Genomic DNA, 25,550 nt, shown 5'->3' with positions numbered 1-25,550 from the left:
CGCCCGTCGGAGCCCACCGCCCGTCGGTGCCCGTCAGTGCTCGGCGAGGGCCGGCCGGTCCTCGGCCGGTTCGTCCGGTGCGCCGTGGGTGTCCTGGCCGAAGTAGGCGACGCCGACCGCGGAGACCACCGCCAGCAGGAAGCCGACCACGCCGAGCCAGCCCAGACCGGGCTTGGAGGAGTCGCCGAGCCAGATCACCCCGACCGCGCCGGGCAGCACCGTCTCGCCGACCACCAGCGCGGCCGTGGCACCGTTCACCGAGCCGATCTGCAGCGCCACCGTGTGCACGTACATGCCGCCGATGCCGCCGATCAGGATCGCGTACAGCGCGGGGTCGGAGAGCAGCGAGGCGAGGTCGAACGGGTCGACGCCGTTCAGGATGCGCACGCCGACGCCGAGCGCGCCGAAGCCCAGGCCGGAGAGCAGACCGGCGACGATCGCGCCCTTGGCGCCCATCCGGCGCACCAGCAGACTGCCGCCGACCAGCAGCACGGTGGTGATCAGAAGCAGCCACCAGTGGAAGGACATCGCCGCGTGGTGGCCGCCCTCCGGGCCGGCCGAGACCGCCAGCAGCACCAGCGCCGAGCAGAGCACGCCGATCGACGCCCACTCCAGCTGCTTGAGCCGGATGCCGAGCAGCTTGATGCTCAGCACCGCGGTGATCACCAGGTTGGCGCTGATGATGGTCTGGGAGAGGAAGAGCGGCAGCAGCCGGGCGGCCAGCGCGCCCAGCCCGAAGCCGATGAAGTCCAGCACCGTGCCGAGGATGAACTCCCAGGTGACGGCTGCCTTCGCGGTCGAGGAGAGGCTCGGACCGCCGTGCTCGGTGGTGCCGGTGGTGGCGCCCTTGGCGGCCTCCTCGCGGGCGGAACGGCGGGATCCGACGGCCTGCAGGACCGAGCCGGTGCCGTAGCAGGCGGATGCCGCCACGGCGGTGACGAGGCCGATGATCACCGGGTGCTCCGATCGGGAGATGGGTCAAGAACGGGTAATGGGACCAGCGGTCCGGGTCCACTATGCCCGCCCGCGCGGTACGGTCGGCACGCCCCCGGAACCCCCGGCCCGCCGGGACGTACGACCGGGCGCCCGCCGCGGTTCCCGCAGGCCACCGGCGTCAGGGGCGAGTGGGGGAAACATCATCCCCGAGGAGGGGCGCGGCCCCGGCGGTCGGCGGGGAACCCCGCAGTCACCAGTATGCGAAGGGTATGCCGTCCTCCGGCGCCGGTCACGGTAGCGTCGGGGACATGAGAACCCTTGCACGACGTTCCCGGGGCGCCGGGCCGCTTGCCCTGGTGGCGGCGCTGCTCGGGCTGTTGCTCCTGCTGGCTCCGGCGGCCTCGGCCGCCGGCGGGCTGGACGACGCCGCCTCCACCCTGAAGCAGGGCAAGGTCTACGTCGACCCGGCGATGACCGGCCGCTTCAGCCAGAGCCAGGCGGACGCCCTGACCGAGAAGATCAAGAAGGCCGACAAGCCGATCTTCGTCGCGGTCGTCCCGGCCAGCCAGGCCTACGGCGCCCAGACCGTCTTCAAGGACCTGCGCACCAAGGTCGGCATCGACGGCGCCTACGCGATCTGGCGCGGCGACCAGTTCGCCGCCCACGCGGACCGCGGCGCGATGGCGAACGGCAGCGCCGAGCGGATCGCCGGCGCGGCCTTCCGCTCCCACGGCGGCGACATCGACGCCACCCTGAACGACTTCGTCGACACCGCCGCCCCGCAGGCCAAGGGCAGCGGGGTCGACAGCAGCACCTCGATCGCCTGGGTCGTCATCCCGGTCGCGCTGCTCGCCCTCGCCGGCGCCGGTGTCTTCCTCCTCTTCCGCCGTGCCAAGAAGCGCAAGGAGGAGCAGGCCCGCGCCGAGCTGGAGCAGCTCCGCCGGGTCGTCGACGAGGACATCACCGCCTTCGGCGAGGAGCTGGACCGCCTGGACTTCAGCCCGGGCGCGGCCGACGCCGACGACACCCAGCGCGCCGACTACACCCACGCCCTGGACTCGTACGAGAAGGCCAAGCGCCTGATGGACGAGGCCAAGCGGCCCGACGACGTCAGGCCGGTCACCGAGGCGCTGGAGGACGGCCGGTTCGCCCTCGCCACCCTGGCCGCCCGGCGGGACGCCCGCCCGCTGCCCGAGCGCCGCCCGCCGTGCTTCATGGACCCGCGCCACGGCCCGTCCGTCAAGGACGTCGACTGGGCCCCGGCCGGCGGCGCCGCCCGCACCGTCCCGGTCTGCCAGGCCGACGCCGACCGGCTGGCCGCCGGCCTCGACCCGGCCGTCCGCACCGTCGACACCGACCACGGCCCCCAGCCGTACTGGAACGCCGGCCCGGCGTACGGCCCCTGGGCGGGCGGCTACTTCGGGGGCTTCGGCGGCGGCCTGCTGCCGGGCCTGCTGGTCGGCACCGCGCTCGGCTCGATGATCAGCTCCCCGGCCTACGCCGCGGCCCCGATGGGCGACCACGGTTACCAGGACCAGTACGAGGGCGGTGACTACACCGGCGCCGACTTCAACGCCTCGGACTTCAGCGGTGGCTTCAGCGACAGCGGGGGCGGCTTCGGCGGGGGCGACTTCGGTGGCGGGGGCGACTTCGGCGGCGGCGACTGGTGACGCGCTGACGCGCTGACCCGCTGCCCCGGACGCCCCGTCCCCGCGGCCCCGCCGGCTCCCCGGCGGGGCCGCGGCGCGTCCGGGCCGGCTGCCCCGACCCTAACCCGGGCCACGGCGACCGCCCCGGGTTAGGGTCGGGGCATGCACGGTCGCGACGCCCACAGTGATGAACCGGTCCGGGTGACCGCCTGGGTCCGGGGGAAGGTCCAGGAGGTCGGCTTCCGCTGGTGGACCAGGGCGCGGGCGCTGGAGGTCGGGCTGACCGGCTACGCGAGCAACCTCGGCGACGGCCGGGTCCAGGTGGTCGCCGAGGGCCTGGCCACCGACTGCGAACTGCTGCTCGCCCTGCTCCGCGGCCCCGACACGCCCGGGAGCGTCAGCGGCGTCACCGAGATCTGGACGGCCGTCGGCACCGGTTACGAGGGCTTCGAGATCCGCTGAGCCGGGCCCCGCGGGGGCCGCCCGGAAATGATCCGCAACTGCCGGTGTCATACGGTTGCCATTCGGGCAGACTCGTGGTTGACTCCGCATCGAACGATGATCCACGAGCAGGTGGTGGACCCGGCCCGAGCCCCCCTAGGCGTGACGACACCGCCAGGCAGGTGACAGGGGCGCGGTAGCGTGCGGTGATCGTGTTGACCCTTTCCGTCTTTGGTGAGACGCTTGAAGCCCGCGCACACGACCGCGTTTATCCGGTAGGCGCATGCCCTCGTGAGCCCAGCTCACGACGGTTGTGCCGTGGTGTCCAGCCAGCACTGCCGGTGGCGCGCCGCGCGTGCGTCCCCCTTCCCCCTAGACCCATACCGTTCCGGTTCGGTCACTCAGCGTGGAGGACCATTCATCATGGCAAAGGCGCTTCTCGGGTACGTCGGCGGCCCCGACCCGCGAATGCTCTCCGAGATGCGACGGCTTCAGCAGCGCGTCCAGGACCTGGAGTCCGAGCTCCTTCGGATGCAGGCTGAGAACGACGCTCTCACCGCTGTCGCTGACGAGCACTCGCTGCTCAACAGCATCGATCTGGATCAGCGGGAGCCGGCTCTCACCTGAGTCCCGCACGGTCCTCGCAGATCGACGCCGCTGTGCACTGAGCCGCCCCGAAAGGGACGCTGCATGCAAGGGACGCCCGGTTGTGGCGTCCCTTCGTCGTGTCCGGGCCCGGGGCGCACCGCCCGCCGGGGTTACAGTCGCCGCTGGGCCCCGCGAGCGATGAGGAGACCGGCCGCGTGCACCTGAAGAGTCTGACGCTGCGCGGGTTCAAGTCCTTCGCCTCCAGCACCACCCTGCGCTTCGAGCCCGGCATCACCTGCGTCGTGGGCCCGAACGGCTCCGGCAAGTCGAACGTGGTCGACGCGCTGTCCTGGGTGATGGGGGAACAGGGCGCCAAGTCGCTGCGCGGCGGCAAGATGGAGGACGTCATCTTCGCCGGGACCAGCGGGCGCGCCCCGCTCGGCCGGGCCGAGGTCAGCCTCACCATCGACAACACCGACGGCGCCCTGCCGATCGAGTACGCCGAGGTGACCATCACCCGGACCATGTTCCGCAACGGCGGCAGCGAGTACGCCCTCAACGGCGAGACCTGCCGGCTGCTGGACATCCAGGAGCTGCTCTCCGACTCCGGCATCGGCCGCGAGATGCACGTGATCGTCGGCCAGGGCCAGCTCGACTCCGTCCTGCACGCCGACCCGATGGGCCGCCGCGCCTTCATCGAGGAGGCGGCCGGCGTCCTCAAGCACCGCAAGCGCAAGGAGAAGGCGCTGCGGAAGCTGGACGCGATGCAGGCCAACCTCAACCGCGTCCAGGACCTGGTGGCCGAACTGCGCCGCCAGCTCGGGCCGCTCGGCCGACAGGCCAGGATCGCCCGCCGCGCCGCCGGCATCCAGGCCGACCTGCGCGACGCCCGGCTGCGACTGCTCGCCGACGACCTGCTCACCCTCCGCCGGGCCGTCGAGGCCGAGATCGCCGACGAACTGGCGCTGCGGCTGCGCCGCACCACCGTCGAGCAGGAACTCGCCCGGGCGGTGCAGCGCGAGGCCGTCCTGGAGGCGCAGGTCCAACAGCTCGGACCGGGCCTGGAGGCCGCCCGGCAGACCTGGTACCGGCTGTCCGCGCTCGCCGAGCGCACCCGCGGCACCGTCGGCCTGGCCGAGGCCCGGGCCCGGCACGCCGCCGCCGGCGGGCGGACCGAGGAACGGCGCGGACGCGACCCGGAGGAGCTGGAACGGGAGGCCGAACGGGTCCGCGAGGAGGAGGCCGCGCTCGCCGAGGCCCTGGAGGAGGCGCAGTACGCGCTCGCCGAGGCGGTCGAGCACAAGGGGGAGCTGGAACGCGCCCTGGCCGCCGAGGAACGCCGGCTGCGGGACGCCGCCCGGGCCATCGCGGACCGCCGCGAGGGCCTGGCCCGGCTGCAGGGCCAGGCCGCGGCCGCCCGCTCCCGGGCCGCCTCCGCCGAGGCCGAGACCGGCCGGCTCGCCGAGGCCAGGGACGAGGCGCTGCTGCGCGCCGCGGCCGCCCGGGCCGAACTCGACGAACTCCAGCAGCAGGTGGACGGGTCGGCGGGCGAGGACGACCGGGTCGAGGACGCCCACCGGCAGGCCCGGGACCGGCTCGCCGCCGTCGAACACGACCTCGCCGCCGCCCGGGAGACGGCCGCCGCCGCCGAGCGCGAACGCGCCGCGCTCACCGCCCGGCACGAGGCGCTCTCGCTCGGACTGCGCCGCAAGGACGGCACCGGCGCGCTGCTCGACGCGGGGGACCGGCTGGCCGGGCTGCTCGGCCCGGCGGCCGGGCTGCTGCGGATCGCCCCCGGCCACGAGGTGCCCGTCGCGGCGGCGCTCGGGGCGGCGGCCGACGCGGTGGCCGTCGACTCGCCCAGCACCGCCGCCGCGGCGCTGCGGATGCTGCGTGCCGAGGACGCCGGCCGGGCCGCCCTGCTGATCGCCGGCGCACCCGAGCCCGGGGCCGCACCGGTCGAGCCGCCCGCCGGGGCCCGCTGGGCGGCGGAACTCCTCGACGGCCCGGCCGACCTGACGGGCGCCGCCCGGAGCCTGCTGGCCGGCGTGGCGGTCGTCGACACCCTCGACGAGGCGCTGCGACTGGTCACCGACCACCCCGGGCTGACCGCCGTCACCGCCGACGGCGACCGGCTCGGCAGCGGCCACGCGCACGGCGGATCCGGTGGTGCGCCGAGCCTGCTGGAGACCCGGGCCGCGGTGGACGAGACCGCCCGGGCGATCGACGAACTGGCCGCCCGCTGCGCCGAGTCGGCCGCCCGCCTGGCCGAACTCACCGAACTGCGCCGGGAGTCGGTCGCGGTCGTCGAGCAGCTCGCGGAACGGCGGCGTCAGGCGGAGCGGGAACGCGCCCGGGTCGCCGGTGCGCTGGGCCGCCTCGGCGGTCAGGCCCGGGCCGCCGCCGGTGAGGCCGAGCGGCTCTCGGCCGCCGCCGCGCGGGCCGACCGGGGCCTCGCCGAACTGCTGTCCGCCGCCGAGGAGTCGGCCGAACGCCTGGCCGCGGCGGAAGGCACGGCGGAGGCCGGGGAGGAGGAGCCGGACCGGGCCGAGCAGCAGCGGCTGGCCGACGGCGCCTCCGCGGCCCGGCAGACCGAACTGGAGGCCAGGCTCGCGGTGCGCACCCACGAGGAGCGGGTCCGCGCGCTCGCCGGCCGGGCCGACCAGCTGGACCGGGCCGCCCGAGCCGAGCGCGAGGCGCGGGACCGGGCCGCCGAGCGCCTCCGGCGCGCCGAGCACGACGCGGGCGTGGCGAACGCCGTCGCGGCGGGCGCCCGGCAGCTGCTGGCCTGCCTGGAGGTGTCGCTGACCCGCGCGGACGCCGGGCGGGCGGCCGTCGAACAGGAGCGCGCCGAGCGCGAGAGCGAACTGCGCGCGCACCGCGAGCAGGGCCGCGGCCTCAAGGAGGAACTGGACAAGCTGGTCGACGCCGGCCACCGCGACGAGGTGCTGCGGGCCGAGAAGCGGCTGCGGATCGAGCAGCTGGAGGCCCGTGCGCTGGAGGAGTTCGGCATCGACGGCGGTGAGCTGCTCGCCTCGTACGGCCCGGACCAGCCGGTGCCGCCGTCCGCCGCGGACGCCGCCGAGGAGGGCCGGGACGGCGGGGACGGCGGGGAGCCCGGCGCGCCGCGCCCGTACGACCGGGCCGAGCAGGAGAAGCGACTGAGGGCCGCCGAGAAGGCCTACCAGCAGCTCGGCAAGGTCAACCCGCTGGCGCTGGAGGAGTTCACGGCGCTGGAGGAGCGCCACCGCTTCCTCGGCGAGCAGCTGGACGACCTCAAGCGCAGCCGGCGCGACCTGCTGGACATCGTCCGGGAGGTCGACGACCGGGTCGAACAGCTGTTCACCTCGGCCTACCACGACACCGCGGCACAGTTCGAGGGCGTCTTCGCCCGGCTGTTCCCCGGCGGGGAGGGGCGGCTGGTGCTGACCGACCCCGACGACATGCTCACCACCGGCGTCGAGGTCGAGGCCCGCCCGCCGGGCAAGAAGGTCAAGCGGCTGTCACTGCTCTCCGGCGGTGAGCGCTCGCTCACCGCGGTGGCGCTGCTGGTGTCGATCTTCAAGGCGCGGCCCAGCCCGTTCTACGTGATGGACGAGGTGGAGGCGGCGCTGGACGAGACCAACCTGCGCCGGCTCGTCGGGATCATGGAGGAGCTGCGGGAGTCCTCCCAGCTGATCGTGATCACCCACCAGAAGCTCACCATGGAGTCGGCGGACGCCCTCTACGGCGTGACCATGAAGGGCGACGGCATCTCGCAGGTGATCAGCCAGCGGCTGCGCGGGGGAGTGCCCGCGCGCCGCCGGGCCGGGGAACGGCACGGGTCCGTCGCCGCCGCCCCCACCGCATCGGCGTAGTCCGGCTGCGGTCCATCCGCGCTCCGGTCACGGATACTGGAGCGGATATGGAATACGTGATCCTTGCCGTAGTCATCGCCGTGATCGCCGTCGGCGCGATCGCGGGCCTCGTCGTTTCCGGCAGACGACGCCAGCAGCTCCCCCCGAAGTCGCAGGCGCCGGTCATCACGGCGCCGAAGCCCACCCCGGCGGAGCCCCAGGTCGGCGACGAGTCCGCGCCGCCCACCGAGGAGCCCCGCCGCACCGTCGAGGAGGTGGAACTCCCCCTTCCCGAGGCCGGGACCACCGAGGCCGGGACGGCAGAGGCCCCCGCCGAGATCGAGGTCGAGGCGGCCGAGGCCGAGGCGCCCCCGGCCGTCGAGGTCCCCGAGCCCACCGCGGGCCGGCTGGTCCGGCTGCGCTCCCGGCTCTCCCGCTCGCAGAACTCGCTCGGGAAGGGCCTGCTCACGCTGCTCTCCCGCGAGCACCTGGACGAGGACACCTGGGAGGAGATCGAGGAGACCCTGCTCACCGCCGACGTCGGCGTCGCCCCCACCCAGGAGCTTGTCGAGCGGCTGCGCACCCGGGTGAAGGTGCTCGGCACCCGCACGCCCGACGAGCTGCGCGCGCTGCTGCGCGAGGAGCTCGTCGAGCTGGTCGGCAGGGACCTCGACCGCACCGTCCGCTCCACCAAGCACGAGGACGGACCGGCCGTGGTCCTGGTGGTCGGCGTCAACGGCGTCGGCAAGACCACCACCACCGGCAAGCTGGCGCGCGTCCTGGTCGCCGACGGCCGCAAGGTGGTGCTCGGCGCGGCCGACACCTTCCGTGCCGCGGCCGCCGACCAGCTGCAGACCTGGGGCGAGCGGGTCGGTGCCCGCACCGTGCGCGGCCCGGAGGGCGGCGACCCGGCCTCTATCGCCTTCGACGCCGTCAAGGAGGGCATCGCCGAGGGCGCCGACACCGTGCTGGTGGACACCGCCGGCCGGCTGCACACCAAGACCGGCCTGATGGACGAGCTGGGCAAGGTCAAGCGGGTCGTCGAGAAGCACGGCCCGGTGGACGAGGTGCTGCTGGTGCTGGACGCCACCACCGGCCAGAACGGCCTGATCCAGGCCCGGGTCTTCGCCGAGGTGGTCGAGATCACCGGCATCGTGCTGACCAAGCTGGACGGCACCGCCAAGGGCGGCATCGTGGTCGCGGTCCAGCGCGAGCTGGGCGTGCCGGTCAAGCTGGTGGGTCTGGGCGAGGGCGCGGACGACCTGGCGCCGTTCGAGCCGGGCGCGTTCGTGGACGCGCTGATCGGGGACTGAACGCCCCGTGCGCGAAGGGTCCGCTCCCGACGGGGGGCGGGCCCTTTCGCGTGCCCGGCCAGGTGCGGCGGAGGCCGGGAGCCCAGGCGGGGGCGTGCGGGCTAGGACGCCAGCCAGGCGGGTTCGGCGGTGCGCTCGCGGCCGCGGTGGCAGGCGTAGGCGAGGGTGCCGAGCAGCAGCCGGGCCTCCGGCGGGCAGCCGGCGTTGTCGCGGGTGGGGCGGCGCAGCCAGCGGACCGGGCCGAGCGTGCCGAGCACGGTGGGCGGGGCGGCCACGTAGCTGCCCTCGCCGTGGCAGGTGAGGTCGAGGGCGGCGTCGTCCCAGCCCATCCGGTAGAGCAGGTCCGGCAGCCGACGGGCGGTGCCGGCGGCGACCAGGAACTGCAGTCGACCGGTGGGCGCGGCGAGCACCGGGCCGACCTGGGTGCCCATGCGTTCCAGCCGGACCAGCGCCTGCAGGCCGGCCTGCTCGGGGACGTCCAGGACGTCGAAGGCGCGGCCGGTGGGGAATAGCACCGAGCCCTCGGCGCCGGCGGCGCGGGCCCGGCCCGCGGTGCCCGGCACGGGGTGCAGACCGGGTGCGGCGCAGCGTGCGGAGCCGCAGGGACAGCGGGCCGGGGCGGTGGCGGAGTCGGCCGGGGCGCCGGTGGCGACCGTCCAGCCCCAGCGGCCGGTGTACTCCGCGGCGGCCTGGGACGCGGTGACCTTGGTGCGGCGGCGCGCGCCCAGCGGTGTCAACCGCAGGTGTCCCAGTCGAAGTTCGCCGAACAGGTTGTCCATGCCTCCCCCAACAGGTTCTGGTTGCCGATGGTTACGGGATCGTGACTTTGTGTTGATTGTCCGTTGCGTGACGCGTTGTGCGGTGGCGGCGCGCAGCGCGCGGTGCGCGCCTGTTGCGGTGGTGCGCCTCGGGCGCCGCCTTGTGGCGGGCGGCACCGGTGCAGGATCGTCGGGTGCGCGGGGCGGGTGCCGACCGGTGCGGTCGGCGAACTCGCCCGTGGCCGCTGTGGATTGCCGGTACCACCGGGTTTCGCCGGAGGACTTGGCGGCCCGCATATGCCGGACCGTCGGTCCATCCAGTGAAGCGTGTGGGTCCTTGCTTCGGTTCACTCCTGGGGGTGGCGAAAGGTGGCGTTTCGCCAGGGTCGCTCCCGCGGGTGCCGGGCGGGGCATTACGTTCAGCACACGGACGTGGTCGTCGAGTCGACTCCAGGCCCTCGGGGAACGGGAGTTGGGGATCTGACGACTCGTCCGCGACGATGGCACACCAGTGCGACGGCACGGTACGGCACCACCTCAGGCACGGCACGCCTGGCAAGAGCCCGCAACCGTCGGGCGTCACGATCGGGGCCCCGGCAGGGGCCGGGCGGGATGGGGACGTTCCCATGGCAGAGAAGCAACCCAACGAGAAGCTGACCACGTGGTTCGCCCGCAGCGGATGGTCCAAGGGCGAGCTGGCCCGCCAGGTCAACCGCCGGGCCCGGCAGATCGGCGCCCACCACGTGTCCACCGACACCTCGCGGGTGCGCCGCTGGCTCGACGGCGAGCAGCCCCGGGAGCCCATCCCCAAGATCATGTCGGAGCTCTTCTCCGAGCGCTTCGGCTCGGTGGTCTCCATCGAGGACCTCGGCCTGCGCGCGGCGATCCCGGTCTCCACCGTGGGCGGCGGCGTCGACCTGCCGTGGAGCGCGCCGCAGACCGTCCAGCTGATCAGCGACTACTCCCGCAGCGACCTGATGCTCAACCGCCGGGGCTTCCTCGGCACCTCGCTCGCGCTGACCGCCGGTGCCGCCCTGATCGAGCCGATGCAGCGCTGGCTCGCCCCCGGCCCGACCGGCACCCCCACCCCGATCCTCGCCGCGGCCAACGGCGGCGACCCCTTCACCGGCCGGCTCTCCGAGCCGGAGCTCGAACTGCTCGAGCAGACCACCGTGATGTTCCGCCAGTGGGACGCCCAGAACGGCGGCGGGCTGCGCCGCAAGGCCGTCGTGGGCCAGCTGCACGAGGTCACCGACCTCCTCCAGGAGACGTACAACGAGAACACCACCCGGCGGCTGTTCCGGCTCACCGCGGAACTCGCCCACCTGGCCGGGTGGATGTCCTACGACGTCGGGATGCACCCGAGCGCGCAGAAGTACTACGTGCTGGCCCTGCACGCCGCCAAGGAGGCGGGCGACCGCCCGTTCGGCGCACTGATCCTCACCGACATGAGCCGCCAGATGATCCACCTCAACCGGGGCGAGGACGCCCTGGAGCTGATCCACCTGGCGCAGTACGGCAGCCGGGACACCGCCACCGCGCGCCAGCAGTCCCTGCTGTACGCGATGGAGGCGCGGGCCTACGCCACCATCGGCGAGGTGAACCGCTGCGCCCGGGCGGTCCGGCTGTCCGAGGACACCTTCACCGACATCCGCGAGGGGGACGAGGAGCCGGACTGGCTGAAGTTCTTCTCGCCCGCCGAGCTGAACGCCGAGAACGCGCACTCCTTCCGCGACCTCGCCTACCACTCCGACAACGCCGAGCTGTACGCCTCGATGTCCGCGCCGGTGATGGAGCGGGCCGTCGACCTCTTCCGCCAGGACGGCGACCACGTGCGCTCGTACGCCTTCAACCTGATCGGCATGGCCAGCGTGCACCTGCTGCAGAAGGAGGCCGAGCAGGCCGCGGTGATGGCCGAGCAGGCCGTGGACATCGCCGCCAAGGTGCGCTCGGAGCGGCTGAACTCCCGGGTGCGCAAGACCACCGAGGCCGCCGCCGCCCGCTTCAGGGGCGTGGACGCGGTGAGCCGGCTCAAGGAGCGCGTGGTCCAGGACATCCCGGAGTACGTCTCGGTGGTCTGAGGACCCCGCCGCCGGGCCCCCGCCGACCGTGCCGGCCCCCCGCCGCCACGGTCGGTGGCGCTTTCGCGACCGGCCGTGCCGTGCGGCGGCACGGTAAGCCGTCCGGCCCGGTGACGGGGCCGTGGTTCACGCAGGTGTAACCCGCGCGTCGCATGCGTCACGGCCGCGAAACAACGGGCCGCACTGGCCGAAACCAGCCTTCGGCACGCTCCTCTGCATCGCCGACACCCCGGGGTGGCACGGGACAGGTAACCCGGGTGTGGATCGGCTTTCACGCAGAGGAGACGCCGATGCCGGACGGCTTCAGCGCGGGCGACACCGCCTTCGTGCTCATCAGTGCGGCCCTGGTCATGGTGATGACCCCGGGCCTGGCCTTCTTCTACGGGGGCATGGTCCGGGCCAAGAGCACACTGAACATGCTGGCGATGAGCTTCCTCTCGCTCGGCATCGTCAGCGTGCTCTGGGTCCTCTACGGGTACTCGCTCAGCTTCGGACCGGACTCCTTCGGCGGGCTGATCGGCAACCTGGACTTCATCGGGATGCGCGGCATCGGCCTGAACGACCTCACCGGGACCATTCCGGTCACCGCGTTCTCCGCCTTCCAGCTGATGTTCGCGATCATCACCCCGGCGCTGATCAGCGGCGCCATCGCGGACCGGGCGAGATTCGCCGCCTGGGGCCTGTTCATCGCCCTCTGGGTGAGCATCGTCTACTTCCCGGTCGCGCACTGGGTCTTCTTCTTCGACGGCGGCAACGGCGGCTGGCTGGGTGACCGCAACGGCGTGATCGACTTCGCCGGCGGGACGGCCGTCCACATCAACGCGGGCGTCGCGGGCCTCGCGCTCTGCCTGGTGCTCGGCAAGCGGGTCGGCTTCAGGAAGGACCCGATGCGCCCGCACAGCCTGCCGCTGGTGATGCTCGGCTCCGGACTGCTCTGGTTCGGCTGGTTCGGCTTCAACGCGGGCTCGGCGCTGGCCGCCAACGGCGTCGCCGCGATGGCGCTGGTCAACACCCAGGTGGCCACCGGCGCCGCGCTGGTCGGCTGGCTGGTCTTCGAGAAGTTCAAGCACGGCGCGTTCACCACGCTGGGCGCCGCCTCCGGCGCGGTGGCCGGTCTGGTCGCGATCACCCCGGCCTGCGGCTCGGTCAGCCCGCTCGGCGCGGTGGCGATCGGCCTGATCGCCGGGGCCGTCTGCGCCGCCGCGGTCAGCCTCAAGTACCGCCTCGGCTTCGACGACTCCCTCGACGTGGTGGGCGTGCACGCGGTGGGCGGCGCGATCGGCTCGCTGCTGATCGGCCTGTTCGCCACCGGCGGTGTCGGCCAGACCGCCAAGGGCCTGTTCTACGGCGGCGGGCTCGGGCAGCTCGGCAAGCAGGCGATGGGCGTGGCCGTGGTCGCCGCGTACTCCTTCGTGCTCTCCTGGCTGCTGGCGAAGGCGGTCGACCGGACGGTCGGCTTCCGGGTCGCCGAGGAGGTCGAGGTGGCCGGCATCGACCAGGCCGAGCACGCCGAGTCGGCCTACGATTTCAGCGCCGTGGGCGGGGGCCTGGCCCGGGCCGTCACGGGTCTGGTCGGCGCCGCTCAGGCCGCTCAGGCCGCCAGGGCCGTCGAGGGCTCCGGTGACGGGCCGGCGGCCGGGTCCGCCGGGCAGCCCCCGGAGAAGTCCGCCGAGAAGTCCCCGAAGACCGCCGAGAAGACCGCCGAGAAGACCGAGGTCGACGCCTGATGAAGCTCATCACCGCCGTGATCAAGCCGTACCGCCTGGACGAGGTGAAGGCCGCCCTGCAGGCCTTCGGGGTCCACGGCCTGACCGTCACCGAGGCCAGCGGCTACGGCCGCCAGCGCGGCCACACCGAGGTCTACCGGGGCGCCGAGTACACCGTCGACCTCGTGCCCAAGATCAGGATCGAGGTGCTGGTCGAGGACGAGGACGCCGACGACCTGATCGACGTCCTGGTGAAGGCCGCCCGCACCGGCAAGATCGGCGACGGCAAGGTGTGGAGCATCCCGGTCGACACCGCCGTCCGGGTCCGCACCGGCGAGCGCGGCCCCGACGCCCTCTGAGCCCGCTCCGGGACCGCCTCCGGGGCCCCGGCCCCGACTCCCCCCGAAGGCCCTGACACGCACCGCGGGCGGGCCTGCGACCCCACCCGGGCGCAGGCCCGCCGGCGGCGTATCGGCGCCCGGCCCCGCGGGCCCTCCGGCGCCACCCGCTCAACCGCACGACGGACGGGACCACGCGATGACCACCGAGACCAGCCCGCCCTCCCCGACCGGCGACGACCGGGACGGGACCGCCGCCCACGCCGCCTCCCACGCCGCCGCCCGGGCCGCCCTGCTCGCCGACCCCGGCCGGTCCGGCCGCCCCCGCCGCACCGCGCTCGCCCGGCTCACCGACGACTGGCTGGCCGGCCTGTTCACCGCCGCCGGCCGGCCGCCCGGCGTCGCACTCGTCGCGGTCGGCGGCTACGGGCGCGGCGAGCTCTCCCCGCGCAGCGACCTCGACGTCCTGCTGCTGCACGACGGCCGGATCGCCCGCGACCTGCCCGAGCGGATCTGGTACCCGGTCTGGGACTCGGGCTCCGCGCTCGACCACTCGGTGCGCACCGTCGCCGAGGCCCGGGCGGTGGCCGCCGCCGACCTCAAGGCCCAGCTCGGCCTGCTGGACGCCCGCCACCTCGCCGGGGACCAGGCGCTCACCGCCACCCTGCGCTCGGTGGTGCTGACCGACTGGCGCGCGAGCGCCCCCGCCCGCCTGCCCGAGCTGCGCGAACTCTGCCGTGAGCGGGCCGAGCGGCACGGCGAGCTCTCCTTCCTGCTGGAGCCCGACCTCAAGGAGGCCCGCGGCGGTCTGCGCGACGTCGTCGCCCTGGACGCCGTGGCCGCCACCTGGCTCGCCGACGCCCCCCGGGACGGTCTGGACGCCGCCGCGCTGCGGCTCGCCGACGTCCGCGACGCGCTGCACCTGGCCACCGGCCGGGCCACCGAGCGGCTCAGCCTCCAGGACCAGGACCAGGTCGCCGAACGGCTCGGCGTGCTCGACGCCGACACCCTGCTGCGCGAGGTCTACGAGGCCGCCCGCACCATCGCCTACGCGAGCGACGTCACCTGGCGGGCGGTGGACCGGGTGCTCGCCGCCCGCTCCGGCCGGGGCCGCCGGAGCGCCCGGTCGGCCTTCCGCTTCGCCGGCGCCGGGCGCGGCACCGGCGCGGTGGCCCGGGGCGCGGTCGAGCGCCGCCCGCTCGCCGAGGGCGTGGTCGAGCAGGACGGCGAGGCGGTGCTGGCCCAGGGCGCCCGCCCGGCCGCCGACCCGGTGCTGCCGCTGCGCGCCGCGGCCGCCGCCGCCCAGAACGGCCTCACCGTCTCGTACGCGACGGTGCGCCGGCTGGCCGCCGAGTGCCGGCCGCTGCCGACGCCCTGGCCGGACGAGGCCCGCGAGCAGCTGGTCACCCTGCTGGGCGCGGGCGAGGCGGCCGTCCCGGTCTGGGAGGCGCTGGAGGCGGAGGGCCTGGTCACCCGGTTGCTGCCGGACTGGGAGCGGGTGCGCTGCCGTCCGCAGCGCAACGCCGTGCACCGCTGGACGGTCGACCGGCACCTGGTGGAGACGGCGGTGCGGGCGGCCGCGATGACCCGCCGGGTGGCCCGGCCGGACCTCCTGCTGGTCGCCGCGCTGCTGCACGACATCGGCAAGGGCTGGCCCGGCGACCACAGCGAGGCCGGCGAGGTGATCGTCCGCGACGTCGCCGTCCGGATGGGCTTCGCCCCCGAGGACACCGAGACCCTGGCGGTGCTGGTCCGCCACCACCTGACCCTGGTCGACACCGCGACCCGGCGCGACCCGGACGACCCGGCCACCGTCGAGGCGGTCACCAAGGTGGTCGGCACCCCGCAGCAGCTGGAGCTGCTGCACGCGCTCACCGAGGCCGACGCGCTCGCCACCGGGCCGGCGGCCTGGAGCGCCTGGCGGGCCTCGTTGGTGGACGGTCTGGTGGCCCGGGCCGCCGCCCGGCTGGCCGGCGCCGCGACCGCCCCCGTGGAGGCCGCACCGACCGCAGAGCAGGAGCGGCTCGCGGTCGAGGCCGCCCGGACCGGGGGGCCCGCGCTGTCGCTGCTGGCCCAGTCCGACGGGGCGGACCCGGCCACCGAGCCGATGGGCGTCGAACTGACCCTGGCCGTCCCGGACCGGCCCGGGCTGCTGGGCACCGTCGCCGGGGTGCTCGCGCTGCACCGGCTCACCGTCCGCTCGGCGGGCCTGCGCGAGCTGGACCCGATCGGCGCGGGCCCGGTGCTGCTGCTGTCCTGGCGGGTGGCCGCCGAGTTCGGCGAGCTGCCGGAGGCCGCCCGGCTCCGGGCCGACCTGCGGCGGGCCCTGGACGGCTCGCTGGACGTCGCGCGCCGACTGGCCGAGCGGGACGCCGCCGCCCCGCGCCGCCGGGGCATCCCCACCCCGCCGCCGCTCGTCGCGGTGGCGCCCGCGGTGGCCTCGGCCACCGCGACCGTGCTGGAGGTGCGCGCCCACGACGCCCCGGGGCTGCTGCACCGGATCGGCCGGGCGCTCGACGGGGCCGGCGTCCGGGTGCGCACGGCGCACGTCTCGACGCTGGGCGCGGAGGCCGTGGACTCCTTCTACCTGACCGACGAGGAGGGCCGTCCGCTGGCCGCCGGGCGGGCCGCGGAGGTGGCCGCGGAGGTCCGGGCGGCCCTGGGTTGAGACCCCCGGGCACGGGGGTGGAGACCTCACCCGGGGCGGCCGGATACCCTGGGGGGCGACGACCGTACCGATACCGATGCCGCAGAGGACCCGCGACGACGTGTTCGACACCCTTTCCGATCGCCTCGCAGCGACGTTCAAGAACCTCCGGGGCAAGGGCCGCCTGAGCGAGGCGGACATCGACGCCACCGCCCGCGAGATCCGCATCGCACTGCTGGAGGCGGACGTCGCGCTGCCGGTCGTGCGGGCCTTCATCAAGCAGGTGAAGGAGCGGGCACTCGGCGTCGAGGTCTCGGGCGCGCTGAACCCCGCGCAGCAGATCATCAAGATCGTCAACGAGGAGCTCATCGCGATCCTCGGCGGCGAGACCCGACGGGTGCGGTTCGCCAAGAACGGCCCGACGGTCATCATGCTCGCCGGCCTCCAGGGCGCCGGAAAGACCACCCTCGCGGGCAAGCTCGGCCACTGGCTGAAGCAGCAGAAGCACACCCCGCTGCTGGTGGCCTGCGACCTCCAGCGCCCCAACGCGGTCAACCAGCTCCAGGTGGTCGCCGAGCGCGCCGGCGTGGCCTTCTACGGCCCGCAGCCGGGCAACGGCGTCGGCGACCCGGTGCAGGTGGCCAGGGACTCGATCGAGTACGCCAAGCAGAAGCAGTACGACGTCGTCGTCGTCGACACCGCCGGCCGTCTCGGCATCGACGCCGAGCTGATGCAGCAGGCCGCGGACATCCGCGCCGCGGTCAACCCGGACGAGGTCCTGTTCGTCGTCGACGCGATGATCGGCCAGGACGCGGTCACCACCGCGCAGGCCTTCCTCGAGGGCGTCGACTTCACCGGTGTGGTGCTCTCCAAGCTCGACGGCGACGCCCGCGGCGGCGCCGCGCTCTCGGTCGCGCACGTCACCGGCCGGCAGATCATGTTCGCCTCCAACGGCGAGAAGGTCGACGACTTCGACGCCTTCCACCCGGACCGGATGGCCTCGCGCATCCTCGGGATGGGCGACGTCCTCTCGCTGATCGAGAAGGCCGAGCAGACCTTCTCGCAGGCCGAGGCCGAGAAGATCGCCGCCAAGCTGCGCGGCGGCCCGAAGGCGTTCACCCTGGACGACTTCCTGTCGCAGCTGGAGCAGGTCCAGAAGATGGGCTCGATCTCCAAGCTGCTGGGGATGCTGCCCGGGATGGGCCAGATCCGCGAGCAGATCAACAACATCGACGACAAGGACGTCAACCGGGTCGGCGCGATCATCAAGTCGATGACCCCGACCGAGCGTGCCGAGCCGGAGCTGATCAACGGCTCCCGCCGGGCCCGCATCGCCAAGGGTTCCGGCGTCCAGGTCGGCGAGGTGAAGAACCTCGTCGAGCGGTTCTTCGAGGCCCGCAAGATGATGTCCGCGATGGCCTCCGGCAAGGGCGTGCCCGGCATGCCGGGGATCCCCGGCATGGGCGGCGGCGGCAAGAAGTCCGCCAAGAAGGCCCCGCAGGCCAAGGGCAAGCGCAAGAGCGGCAACCCGCTGAAGCGCGCGCAGGAGGAGGCCGCGGCCGCCGAGCGCCGCGCGCTCGGCCCGGGCGGTGCCCAGGGCCCGGCCGACGGCGGCGCGTTCGGCCTCGGCGCGGGCAAGGGCCCGGCCGACTTCGAGCTGCCCAAGGAGTTCAAGGACCTGCTGTAGGCCCCGGTCCGCCTCCCGACGGCCCGCCGCCCGGCACACCCCGGGCGGCGGGCCGTCGGCATGTCCGATGATGGTGGCGTGCGAGTGACGATCAGGGCCCCGCGGGGCGAGGACAAGGACCTGTACGCCGCGGCGGTCCGGCGCTCCGCCGACCACATCGGGCGGTGGAACCCGGTCGAGCCGGACGGACTGGCCGAGCTGCTGGAACGCCAGGGGCCGGGCCTGCGCACCTTCCTGGTCGTCGACCGGGAGAGCGGCGGGCTGGTCGGCAAGGTCAACGTGGCCAACATCGTGATGGGCCGGTTCTGCAACGCCGCGCTGGGCTACGACTCGTACCTGCCGTTCGCCGGGACGGGGCGGATGACCGAGGGCATGCGGCTGGTCCTGGACCGCTGCTTCGCCGCCCAGACGGCCGGCGGGCTGGGGCTGCACCGGCTGGAGATCAACGTGCAGCCGGGCAACGCGCGTTCGATCGCACTGGCCGAGCGGCTGGGGTTCCGGCACGAGGGCTTCACGCCGCGGATGCTGTTCCTGAACGGGGGGTGGCGCGACCACGAGCGGTTCGCGCTGACCGCCGAGGAGTGGCCGGGCACCGGGGCGTAGCCGGCCGCCGGGGGCGGTGGCCGGGGGCGTCCGCGGCGCGGCGTTGCGCGTGGCCCGCCCGAGCGGCGGTCCGTATCGTCCGACGGGTGACCGAACCCGTGCCGCCGCGCCAGACCCCCGACCAGCCCTGGCGGTCCGAGGGTGCACCGCCCCCGTCACCACCCCGCCGCCGGATGCCCGGCGGCTGGACGGGCCTCGTCCTCACCGCGCTCGTGGTGTTCCTGGTCTCCGACCTGCTGCTGTCCTTCTTCGGCAACGGCGGCGCCACCACGATCTCCTACACCGAGTTCAACGACCAGCTGAACAAGGGCAACATCACCAAGATCTACTCCAAGGGCGACGCGATCGAGGGCACCCTCAAGAGCGCCCGGCCCAAACCCGACGGCGGCGAGGGCGACTACACGGAGTTCGCCACCCAGCGGCCCTCCTTCGCCAACGACGACCTGTGGACCACCCTCCAGAAGCAGGGCGTCGAGGTCACCGCGACCTCCCCGGTGGTCCCGCAGCGCAGCTTCCTCGCCAACCTGCTGCTCTCGCTCGCCCCGATGGTGCTGCTGATCCTCATCTGGGTGCTGGTCGCCCGCCGGATGGGCGGCGGCCTCGGCGCCGGCGCGCTCGGCCGCAAGGCCCCGCCCAAGCCGGTCAGCGCCGAGCAGGGCAGGCGCACCACCTTCGCCGACGTGGCCGGCATCGACGAGGTGGAGGCCGAACTCACCGAGGTGGTCGACTTCCTGAAGAACCCGGACCGGTACCGCAGGCTCGGCGCCAAGATGCCGCGCGGCGTCCTGCTCAGCGGCCCGCCCGGGACCGGCAAGACGCTCCTCGCCCGGGCCGTCGCCAGCGAGGCGGACGTGCCGTTCTTCTCCGCCTCCGCCTCCGAGTTCATCGAGATGATCGTCGGGGTCGGCGCCAGCCGGGTCCGCGAACTGTTCGCCGAGGCCCGCAAGGTGGCCCCGGCGATCGTCTTCATCGACGAGATCGACACCATCGGGCGCCAACGCGGCGCGGGCGGCGGCATGGGCGGGCACGACGAGCGCGAGCAGACGCTCAACCAGATCCTCACCGAGATGGACGGCTTCACCGGCTCCGAGGGCGTCATCGTGATCGCCGCGACCAACCGGGCGGACGTGCTCGACCCGGCGCTCCTGCGCCCCGGCCGCTTCGACCGGCGGATCACCGTCAGCCCGCCGGACCGGGACGGCCGCGCCGCGATCCTGGGCATCCACGCCCGGACCGTCCCGCTGTCCGGCGACGCCGACCTCGGCCGGCTGGCCAGGGCCACCCCCGGGATGACCGGCGCCGAACTCGCCAACCTGGTCAACGAGGCCGCCCTGCTGGCCGTCCGGCGCCAGCAGGACACGGTCGGCGAGCGGGACCTCTCGGACGCCCTGGAGAAGGTCCAGCTGGGCGCCGTCCGGCCGCTGGTGATGCCCCGTGAGGAACGCGAGCGGACGGCCCACCACGAGAGCGGGCACGCGCTGCTGGGCATGCTGCAGCCCGGCGCCGACCCGGTCCGCAAGATCACCATCGTGCCGCGGGGCCGGGCGCTCGGCGTCACCCTCTCCACCCCGGAGGACGACCGCTACTCGTACACCGAGCCCTACCTCCGCGGCCGGATCATCGGTGCGCTCGGCGGGATGGCGGCCGAGCAGGTGGTCTACGGGGTGGTCACCACCGGTGCGGAGAGCGATCTGGAACAGGTCACCAACATCGCCCGGGGGATGGCCGGCCGCTGGGGGATGAGCGAACGGGTCGGACGGCTGACCGCGGTGCCCGCCGATCCGCAGGGGGCCTACGGGCTGTCCGCCGCGCCGACCACCCTCGACGCGGTCGACGAGGAGGCCCGGCGGATCGTCGCCGAGTGCTACGAGGAGGCGGTCCGGCTGCTGACCGAGCAGCGGTCCCGGCTGGACGCGCTGGCGGCGGCGCTGCTGGAGGCGGAGACGCTGGACGAGGAGGCGGCGTACCGGGCGGCGGGGGTGCCGCGCAAACCCGTCGGGGGGAAGTCGCTCGACCAGGCGTGAGGCGGCCGGCCGGGGGCGCTCGCCATGGCGGCGGGCGCCCCCGGTTTCGGTGCTCGGCGGTCCGGGCGGTCCCGGCGGTCCCGGCGGGCTCGGTGGTCCCGCGGGTCCCGGCGGTCCGGCCCGCTCCGGCCGGGCCCGGCGGTCCTGCCGGTGTCCGTCGGCGGGGTCGGCGCCGTTCCCGCCGCCTCCCGGCCGTCGTCGCGTCCCCGCCGCGGTGTCCCTTCCGTCGCGTCCCCGTCGTCGCCTCCCCGTCAGCGCGGGCGCTCGGCGATCAGGTAGCGGAAGACGTTCTCCATCCGGACCGAGCCGTCGGCGCGCAGGTACGGCTGCAGCGCCTCCTCCAGCTCCTTGGCCACCAGCGAGGCGCCGGAGAACTCCTCGGCCGCCTCGAACAGGCCCGTGGAGAGCAGGCCGCGCACCGCGCTGTCCAGGTCCGCGTAGGCGAACGGGCAGCTCACCCGCCCGCTGCCGGCCGGGCGCAGGCCGGCCGGGGCCAGCAGGTCCTCCAGCGCGCCGGGCGCGCTCAGCTCGAACGGGTCGCGGGCGGTGGTCCGGCCCGCCATCCGGCGCGCCACGTCCAGCACCGGGGCGCTCGCGCAGCGCTCCGGCGGGCCCCAGGCGGCGAGCACCACGTGTCCGCCCGGGAGGGTCAGCCGGGCGGCCTCGGCCACCACCGGGCGCGGCTCGGCACAGCCGGGCAACTGCTCGAAGACGGTCACCAGGGAATGGGCCGAGCGGGGGACGGCGGCGGTCGGCCGGGCCCCCGCGCACACCCGCAGCCGGCGGCCGCGGGCCAGCTCGCGCAGCTCGTCCCGCGGCTCCTGGCCGGAGACCTGGGCGCCCCTCCCGGCCGCGAGCAGCAGGGCCAGTCCGGACCGGCAGCCCAGTCCCAGCACGCTGGACGCCGGGCCGACCTCCAGCCGGTCGTAGACCGCCTCGTAGAGCGGTACCAGCATGCGTTCCTGGATCTCCGCCCAGTCGCGCGCCCGCGCGGGCCGGGCGGTCCCGTGCTGCGCGCGGTGTGGTCGTGCGCCTGTTGGTCGTTCGGTCGTGCCGGTCGTCCGAGCTGAAGCCATCGCGGCCTCCCATCCGGTCCTTCGGTGTCCTGCTACGGCTCCCCCAAAGTCCCGCCCCACTCCAGCGAACAGCGGGTCGGGCCCGGCGTCCAGAGGGGTGCAGGGTGGTGCGCGCGTGTCGCGGTCGTGCGCCCCCTGCTCCCGGCGGGGGCGCCGCACGGTCCGGGCCGTGCACCGGGCCGCGCCCCGGGGCGTCCTCCGGGGCGCCTCCGGACCGCCCACCGGCCCTTCGGCGGCGCCCCGCGGCGCGGAGCCCGGGGCGGCCCCGGGAGGCGTACGAGCCGTGCGGGCGGCGGCCACGGGTGTGATACCGATTCGAAGTCAGGGGGCCGCTCCCCGTACCATTCGGGCCATGGCTAAGGCACCCGTTCTCACCCCTCAGGCGGAAGACTTCCCGCGCTGGTACCAGGACCTCATCAACAAGGCCGAGCTGGCCGACAACGGTCCGGTGCGCGGCACCATGGTCATCCGACCGTACGGCTACGGCCTGTGGGAGCGGATGCAGCAGGAGATGGACGCGCGGATCAAGAAGGCCGGCGCGCAGAACGCCTACTTCCCGATGTTCATCCCGCAGTCCTACCTGACCAAGGAAGCCGAGCACGTCGAGGGCTTCGCCCCCGAGCTCGCGGTCGTCACCCACGGCGGCGGCAAGCAGCTGGAGGAGCCGGTCGTCGTCCGGCCGACCTCCGAGACGATCATCAACGAGTACTTCTCCAAGTGGGTGCAGAGCCACCGCGACCTGCCCCTGCTGATCAACCAGTGGGCCAACGTGGTCCGTTGGGAGCTCCGCCCGCGCGTCTTCCTGCGCACCACCGAGTTCCTCTGGCAGGAGGGCCACACCGCCCACGCCACGTACGAGGACGCCCGCGAGTACGCGTCGATGATCCACACCCAGGTCTACGGCGACTTCATGACCAACGTGCTCGGCATCGACGTCGTGCTCGGCCGCAAGACCGCCAAGGAGCGCTTCGCCGGCGCCATCAACACCCTCACCCTCGAGGGCATGATGGGCGACGGCAAGGCGCTGCAGATGGGCACCAGCCACGAGCTGGGCCAGAACTTCGCCAAGGCGTTCAACACCACGTACCAGCTGCAGGGCGCCGAGCGCGAGCACGTCTGGCAGACCTCCTGGGGCGTCTCGACCCGCATGGTCGGCGGCCTGATCATGTCCCACGGCGACGACAACGGCCTGCGGGTCCCGCCGCGCCTGGCCGCCGTCCAGGCCGTCGTGCTCGCCATCAAGGGCGACGACGCGGTCATCGCCAAGGTGCGCGAGATCGGCGCCGCCCTGGAGGCCGCCGGCATCCGGGTGGTCGTCGACGACCGCACCGACACCCCGTTCGGCCGCCGTGCGGTGGACTGGGAGCTCAAGGGCGTGCCGCTGCGCATCGAGGTCGGCCCGCGCGACCTGGAGAACGGCACCGCGATGCTGGCCCGCCGCATCCCGGGCGGCAAGGAGCCGGTCTCCATCGACGGCCTGGCCGCGCTGCTCCCGGGCGTCCTGGAGGAGGACCAGGCGCTGCTGCTGCGCCAGTCCCGCGAGCGCCGCGAGGCCCGCACGGTGGACGTCAAGACCATCGACGAGGCCATCGAGGCCGCCGCCACCGGCTGGGGCCGGATCTCCTGGGCCGAGCTCGGTCCGGAGGGCGAGGCCAAGCTGGCCGAGCAGGGCGTCTCGGTGCGCTGCATCATCGCGGCCGACGGCTCCGTTCCGCAGGCGGACGACCAGGACGGCAATATCGCGATCGTCGCCCGCGCGTACTGATGCGTCTTACCGACGGGTAATGACCGTTCCCGGCGACATTTGCCCGGAATGCGGATGGGTAAGAATGCGGTAACTCTCCGCGGGGTCGCCGAACCGGTGACATCCCTACTGGCCGGTCAACTGCCGGTATTAACGGAATAGCGGTACGGTGTACGGCCCGTGGCCCTGTCAACTCGACGGGCCCACGGGCCGTACGTCCTGGGTGCGACAGCCCGCCCCCGGACGGAATTCACGAGGCCCACCGACCTGCGGGGGGCCGAAACCGGCAGGGGGTTGGTCTTGCACCGCATCCGGAACGCGCAATTCGCGCGCGACCATGCATTCCTGGGAGTTCCCTGGGAATTCCCGGAGAACGGGAACACGCGGAACATCGGCTCGCACTCCATCGTTGGTCTAGCGTGAGCACGACACAGCCCCTCGTCCTCGCGGCCGAACTGGCCGCCGCCTGGAGTGACATCCAGGCCTACCACCAGGACCTCCCCGACCTGGCCTCGCCCGAGGCCCTGATCGGCGAATCCTCCTCGGCCTGTGGCACGCGGCTCGGTTTCGAGCGGCTCCTCCACGAGGCTGCCCACGGTCTGGCCGCGGCCCGGGACATCCGGGACACCTCGCGGGCCGGCCGCTACCACAACCGGCGCTTCCTGATGCTCGCCTCCGAGCTCGGTCTGGCCCACCCGGTCGAGCCGCACGCCAGCAGCGGCTTCTCCCAGGTGACCATGCTCAAGGAGACGCAGGAGCGCTACGCGGACACCATCGAACGCCTGGACCGCGCCCTCGGCGCGCACCAGGAGGCGGTGGCCGGAGACGGCGCCACGCGCGCCTTCCGCGGCCCTGCGGCCCGGCACGGCTCCTCCGGGGGCGGCGTCCGGGTCAAGGCGGTCTGCGGCTGCGGTCGCAACGTCCGGGTCGTGCCGTCGGTGCTCGCGCAGGCGTCCATCGTCTGCGGCGCGTGCCAGCAACCGTTCAAGATCGCGTAACCACTCGCTCTGCCGGTTCGCCGGTTCACCGGGACCACGGGTCACGGGGTCGCGGGAACGGAACATCGGAAGACGGGGAAGTCCGGCTGGCAGCTGTGCGGGCAGCGGGTCCGGCCGGAACGAGCAGGACATCGGTGAGCGTGTGGGCTGACCGGGAGCGGGGGCTCCCGGTCGAGCCTCGCGAGCGGGTCCGAGGGGCCGCGGGGAGCGCCCCGGGCGGCCGGGTGAAGGCGGTTCGCGCCGGTATGGCAGAATGGACAGCTGAGTACTCGGCAGCCGGGTCAGGACCCCTCTCTCCTACGGCTGGCGTGTCCCTTGAACGGTCCACCTCGCAACCCCACGCGACGGCGAGGCCGCTCACCCACGTCAACACCAGGAGAATCCACTCCCGTGGCAGTCAAGATCAAGCTGAAGCGTCTCGGCAAGATTCGCTCCCCGCACTACCGCATCGTCGTCGCCGACTCGCGCACCAAGCGTGACGGTCGCGCCATCGAGGAGATCGGCATCTACCAGCCGACCTACAACCCCTCGAAGATCGAGGTCGACAGCGACCGCGCCCAGTACTGGCTGTCCGTCGGCGCCCAGCCGACCGAGCCCGTGCTCGCCATCCTGAAGCTGACCGGCGACTGGCAGAAGTACAAGGGCCTGCCGGCCCCCGCGCCGCTCAAGGTCGCGGAGCCGAAGGTCCAGGACTTCTCGCACCTGTTCGCGAAGGCCGTCGCCGGCTTCGAGGACGCCACCACCGGTGTCGCCATCACCCCGAAGGCCAAGAAGTCGGACAAGGTCGAGGCTGAGGCCGACGCCGCCGCCGAGGCCTGAGCGTGATCGAGGACGCCCTCGACCACCTGGTGAAGGGCATCGTCGAGCACCCCGACGAGGTGCAGGTGCGTTCGCGCAACCTGCGTCGGGGCAACACCATCGAGGTGCGAGTGCACCCCGATGACCTCGGCAAGGTGATCGGCCGGGGCGGCCGCACGGCGCGCGCTCTGCGCACCGTGGTCGGCGCCCTCGGCGGTCGCAACGTCCGGGTCGACCTGGTCGACGTGGACAACATCCGCTGACGCTGCTCGTTCAGCAGTCAGGGCTTGTGAGGCCGGTCGGGACGCACGTCGTCCCGGCCGGCCT

Annotated in this window: 19 protein-coding genes; 16 read left to right on the top strand and 3 right to left on the bottom strand. The window is 74.1% G+C overall.

Annotated elements, in window-relative coordinates; all coding sequences use genetic code 11:
• Positions 1 to 33: 33 nt before the first annotated feature.
• Positions 34 to 954, bottom strand: a complete 921-nt coding sequence (locus tag ACIA8Q_RS29555; protein WP_360220910.1) for a hypothetical protein — start codon at positions 952 to 954, stop codon at positions 34 to 36.
• Between the two features lie 290 nt (positions 955 to 1,244).
• On the opposite strand from ACIA8Q_RS29555, the gene ACIA8Q_RS29550 reads away from it, so the two are divergent.
• The 5 genes from ACIA8Q_RS29550 (at position 1,245) to ftsY (ending at position 8,763) form a co-directional block, all read left to right on the top strand.
• On the top strand, positions 1,245 to 2,606 hold the full coding sequence (locus ACIA8Q_RS29550) for a hypothetical protein (protein WP_360220913.1): 1,362 nt from the start codon (positions 1,245 to 1,247) through the stop codon (positions 2,604 to 2,606).
• A gap of 141 nt (positions 2,607 to 2,747) precedes the next feature.
• On the top strand, positions 2,748 to 3,047 hold the full coding sequence (locus ACIA8Q_RS29545; RefSeq protein ID WP_360220916.1) for an acylphosphatase: 300 nt from the start codon (positions 2,748 to 2,750) through the stop codon (positions 3,045 to 3,047).
• Between the two features lie 402 nt (positions 3,048 to 3,449).
• Positions 3,450 to 3,653 (top strand): hypothetical protein, encoded by a 204-nt coding sequence (locus ACIA8Q_RS29540; protein ID WP_030243474.1) that lies wholly within the window; start codon positions 3,450 to 3,452, stop codon positions 3,651 to 3,653.
• A gap of 176 nt (positions 3,654 to 3,829) precedes the next feature.
• Entirely contained in the window at positions 3,830 to 7,471 is a 3,642-nt protein-coding gene (gene smc / locus ACIA8Q_RS29535) for a chromosome segregation protein SMC (protein WP_396317965.1), read from the top strand.
• 47 nt (positions 7,472 to 7,518) lie between these two features.
• Positions 7,519 to 8,763: a signal recognition particle-docking protein FtsY gene (gene ftsY / locus ACIA8Q_RS29530; RefSeq protein WP_360220922.1), complete on the top strand. Its 1,245-nt coding sequence runs from the start codon at positions 7,519 to 7,521 to the stop codon at positions 8,761 to 8,763.
• Between the two features lie 101 nt (positions 8,764 to 8,864).
• Here the strand turns inward: ftsY and ACIA8Q_RS29525 are convergent, their stop codons facing one another.
• Complete coding sequence (locus tag ACIA8Q_RS29525) at positions 8,865 to 9,542, bottom strand: bifunctional DNA primase/polymerase (RefSeq protein ID WP_396317964.1); 678 nt, start codon at positions 9,540 to 9,542, stop codon at positions 8,865 to 8,867.
• A gap of 605 nt (positions 9,543 to 10,147) precedes the next feature.
• Between ACIA8Q_RS29525 and ACIA8Q_RS29520 the strand changes: the two genes are divergently transcribed.
• The 7 genes from ACIA8Q_RS29520 (at position 10,148) to ftsH (ending at position 20,607) form a co-directional block, all read left to right on the top strand.
• On the top strand, positions 10,148 to 11,602 hold the full coding sequence (locus ACIA8Q_RS29520) for a hypothetical protein (RefSeq protein ID WP_360220928.1): 1,455 nt from the start codon (positions 10,148 to 10,150) through the stop codon (positions 11,600 to 11,602).
• Between the two features lie 290 nt (positions 11,603 to 11,892).
• Entirely contained in the window at positions 11,893 to 13,329 is a 1,437-nt protein-coding gene (locus tag ACIA8Q_RS29515; protein WP_360220931.1) for an ammonium transporter, read from the top strand.
• The gene (locus tag ACIA8Q_RS29510; RefSeq protein ID WP_270143771.1) at positions 13,329 to 13,667 is read left to right on the top strand and encodes a P-II family nitrogen regulator; all 339 of its coding nucleotides are present in this window, start codon (positions 13,329 to 13,331) and stop codon (positions 13,665 to 13,667) included. Before ACIA8Q_RS29515 ends, ACIA8Q_RS29510 begins: the two co-directional genes overlap by 1 nt.
• A gap of 178 nt (positions 13,668 to 13,845) precedes the next feature.
• On the top strand, positions 13,846 to 16,314 hold the full coding sequence (locus ACIA8Q_RS29505; protein ID WP_360220935.1) for a [protein-PII] uridylyltransferase: 2,469 nt from the start codon (positions 13,846 to 13,848) through the stop codon (positions 16,312 to 16,314).
• Between the two features lie 100 nt (positions 16,315 to 16,414).
• Positions 16,415 to 17,980 (top strand): signal recognition particle protein, encoded by a 1,566-nt coding sequence (gene ffh, locus ACIA8Q_RS29500; protein ID WP_360220938.1) that lies wholly within the window; start codon positions 16,415 to 16,417, stop codon positions 17,978 to 17,980.
• A 60-nt stretch (positions 17,981 to 18,040) separates the two neighbouring features.
• Entirely contained in the window at positions 18,041 to 18,583 is a 543-nt protein-coding gene (locus ACIA8Q_RS29495; protein WP_360217696.1) for a GNAT family protein, read from the top strand.
• Between the two features lie 86 nt (positions 18,584 to 18,669).
• The gene (gene ftsH / locus ACIA8Q_RS29490; RefSeq protein ID WP_396317963.1) at positions 18,670 to 20,607 is read left to right on the top strand and encodes an ATP-dependent zinc metalloprotease FtsH; all 1,938 of its coding nucleotides are present in this window, start codon (positions 18,670 to 18,672) and stop codon (positions 20,605 to 20,607) included.
• Between the two features lie 251 nt (positions 20,608 to 20,858).
• On the opposite strand, the gene ACIA8Q_RS29485 is transcribed toward ftsH, so the two are convergent.
• Complete coding sequence (locus ACIA8Q_RS29485; RefSeq protein WP_387906116.1) at positions 20,859 to 21,683, bottom strand: class I SAM-dependent methyltransferase; 825 nt, start codon at positions 21,681 to 21,683, stop codon at positions 20,859 to 20,861.
• 352 nt (positions 21,684 to 22,035) lie between these two features.
• Between ACIA8Q_RS29485 and proS the strand changes: the two genes are divergently transcribed.
• The 4 genes from proS (at position 22,036) to ACIA8Q_RS29465 (ending at position 25,486) form a co-directional block, all read left to right on the top strand.
• Positions 22,036 to 23,448: a proline--tRNA ligase gene (gene proS / locus ACIA8Q_RS29480; protein ID WP_360217687.1), complete on the top strand. Its 1,413-nt coding sequence runs from the start codon at positions 22,036 to 22,038 to the stop codon at positions 23,446 to 23,448.
• 398 nt (positions 23,449 to 23,846) lie between these two features.
• Positions 23,847 to 24,425 carry a hypothetical protein gene (locus tag ACIA8Q_RS29475; protein WP_359822362.1) on the top strand — a complete coding sequence of 193 codons (579 nt, stop codon included), beginning with the start codon at positions 23,847 to 23,849 and terminating at the stop codon, positions 24,423 to 24,425.
• Positions 24,426 to 24,815: 390 nt separating this feature from the next.
• Positions 24,816 to 25,244, top strand: a complete 429-nt coding sequence (gene rpsP, locus ACIA8Q_RS29470) for a 30S ribosomal protein S16 (RefSeq protein WP_360217684.1) — start codon at positions 24,816 to 24,818, stop codon at positions 25,242 to 25,244.
• A gap of 2 nt (positions 25,245 to 25,246) precedes the next feature.
• Positions 25,247 to 25,486 (top strand): RNA-binding protein, encoded by a 240-nt coding sequence (locus ACIA8Q_RS29465; RefSeq protein WP_030056773.1) that lies wholly within the window; start codon positions 25,247 to 25,249, stop codon positions 25,484 to 25,486.
• The last annotated feature ends 64 nt before the right edge of the window (positions 25,487 to 25,550 follow it).

Origin of the sequence: Kitasatospora sp. NPDC051705 (assembly GCF_044453265.1) — a bacterium.
In the GTDB taxonomy this organism is placed as follows: domain Bacteria; phylum Actinomycetota; class Actinomycetes; order Streptomycetales; family Streptomycetaceae; genus Kitasatospora.
The sequence above is the reverse complement of the archived record's forward strand: the minus strand, read 5'-3'. Positions and strand labels throughout refer to the sequence as shown.

Excerpts from the sequence above, each read along its gene's own strand:
- ACIA8Q_RS29550 (WP_360220913.1), top strand. The coding sequence starts at position 1,245 with ATGAGAACCCTTGCACGACGTTCCCGGGGCGCCGGGCCGCTTGCCCTG.
- ACIA8Q_RS29545 (WP_360220916.1), top strand. The coding sequence starts at position 2,748 with ATGCACGGTCGCGACGCCCACAGTGATGAACCGGTCCGGGTGACCGCC.
- ACIA8Q_RS29540 (WP_030243474.1), top strand. The coding sequence starts at position 3,450 with ATGGCAAAGGCGCTTCTCGGGTACGTCGGCGGCCCCGACCCGCGAATG.
- ftsY (WP_360220922.1), top strand. The coding sequence starts at position 7,519 with ATGGAATACGTGATCCTTGCCGTAGTCATCGCCGTGATCGCCGTCGGC.
- ACIA8Q_RS29525 (WP_396317964.1), bottom strand. The coding sequence starts at position 9,542 with ATGGACAACCTGTTCGGCGAACTTCGACTGGGACACCTGCGGTTGACA.
- ACIA8Q_RS29520 (WP_360220928.1), top strand. The coding sequence starts at position 10,148 with ATGGCAGAGAAGCAACCCAACGAGAAGCTGACCACGTGGTTCGCCCGC.
- ACIA8Q_RS29515 (WP_360220931.1), top strand. The coding sequence starts at position 11,893 with ATGCCGGACGGCTTCAGCGCGGGCGACACCGCCTTCGTGCTCATCAGT.
- ACIA8Q_RS29510 (WP_270143771.1), top strand. The coding sequence starts at position 13,329 with ATGAAGCTCATCACCGCCGTGATCAAGCCGTACCGCCTGGACGAGGTG.
- ACIA8Q_RS29505 (WP_360220935.1), top strand. The coding sequence starts at position 13,846 with ATGACCACCGAGACCAGCCCGCCCTCCCCGACCGGCGACGACCGGGAC.
- ACIA8Q_RS29495 (WP_360217696.1), top strand. The coding sequence starts at position 18,041 with ATGTCCGATGATGGTGGCGTGCGAGTGACGATCAGGGCCCCGCGGGGC.
- ACIA8Q_RS29485 (WP_387906116.1), bottom strand. The coding sequence starts at position 21,683 with ATGGCTTCAGCTCGGACGACCGGCACGACCGAACGACCAACAGGCGCA.
- proS (WP_360217687.1), top strand. The coding sequence starts at position 22,036 with ATGGCTAAGGCACCCGTTCTCACCCCTCAGGCGGAAGACTTCCCGCGC.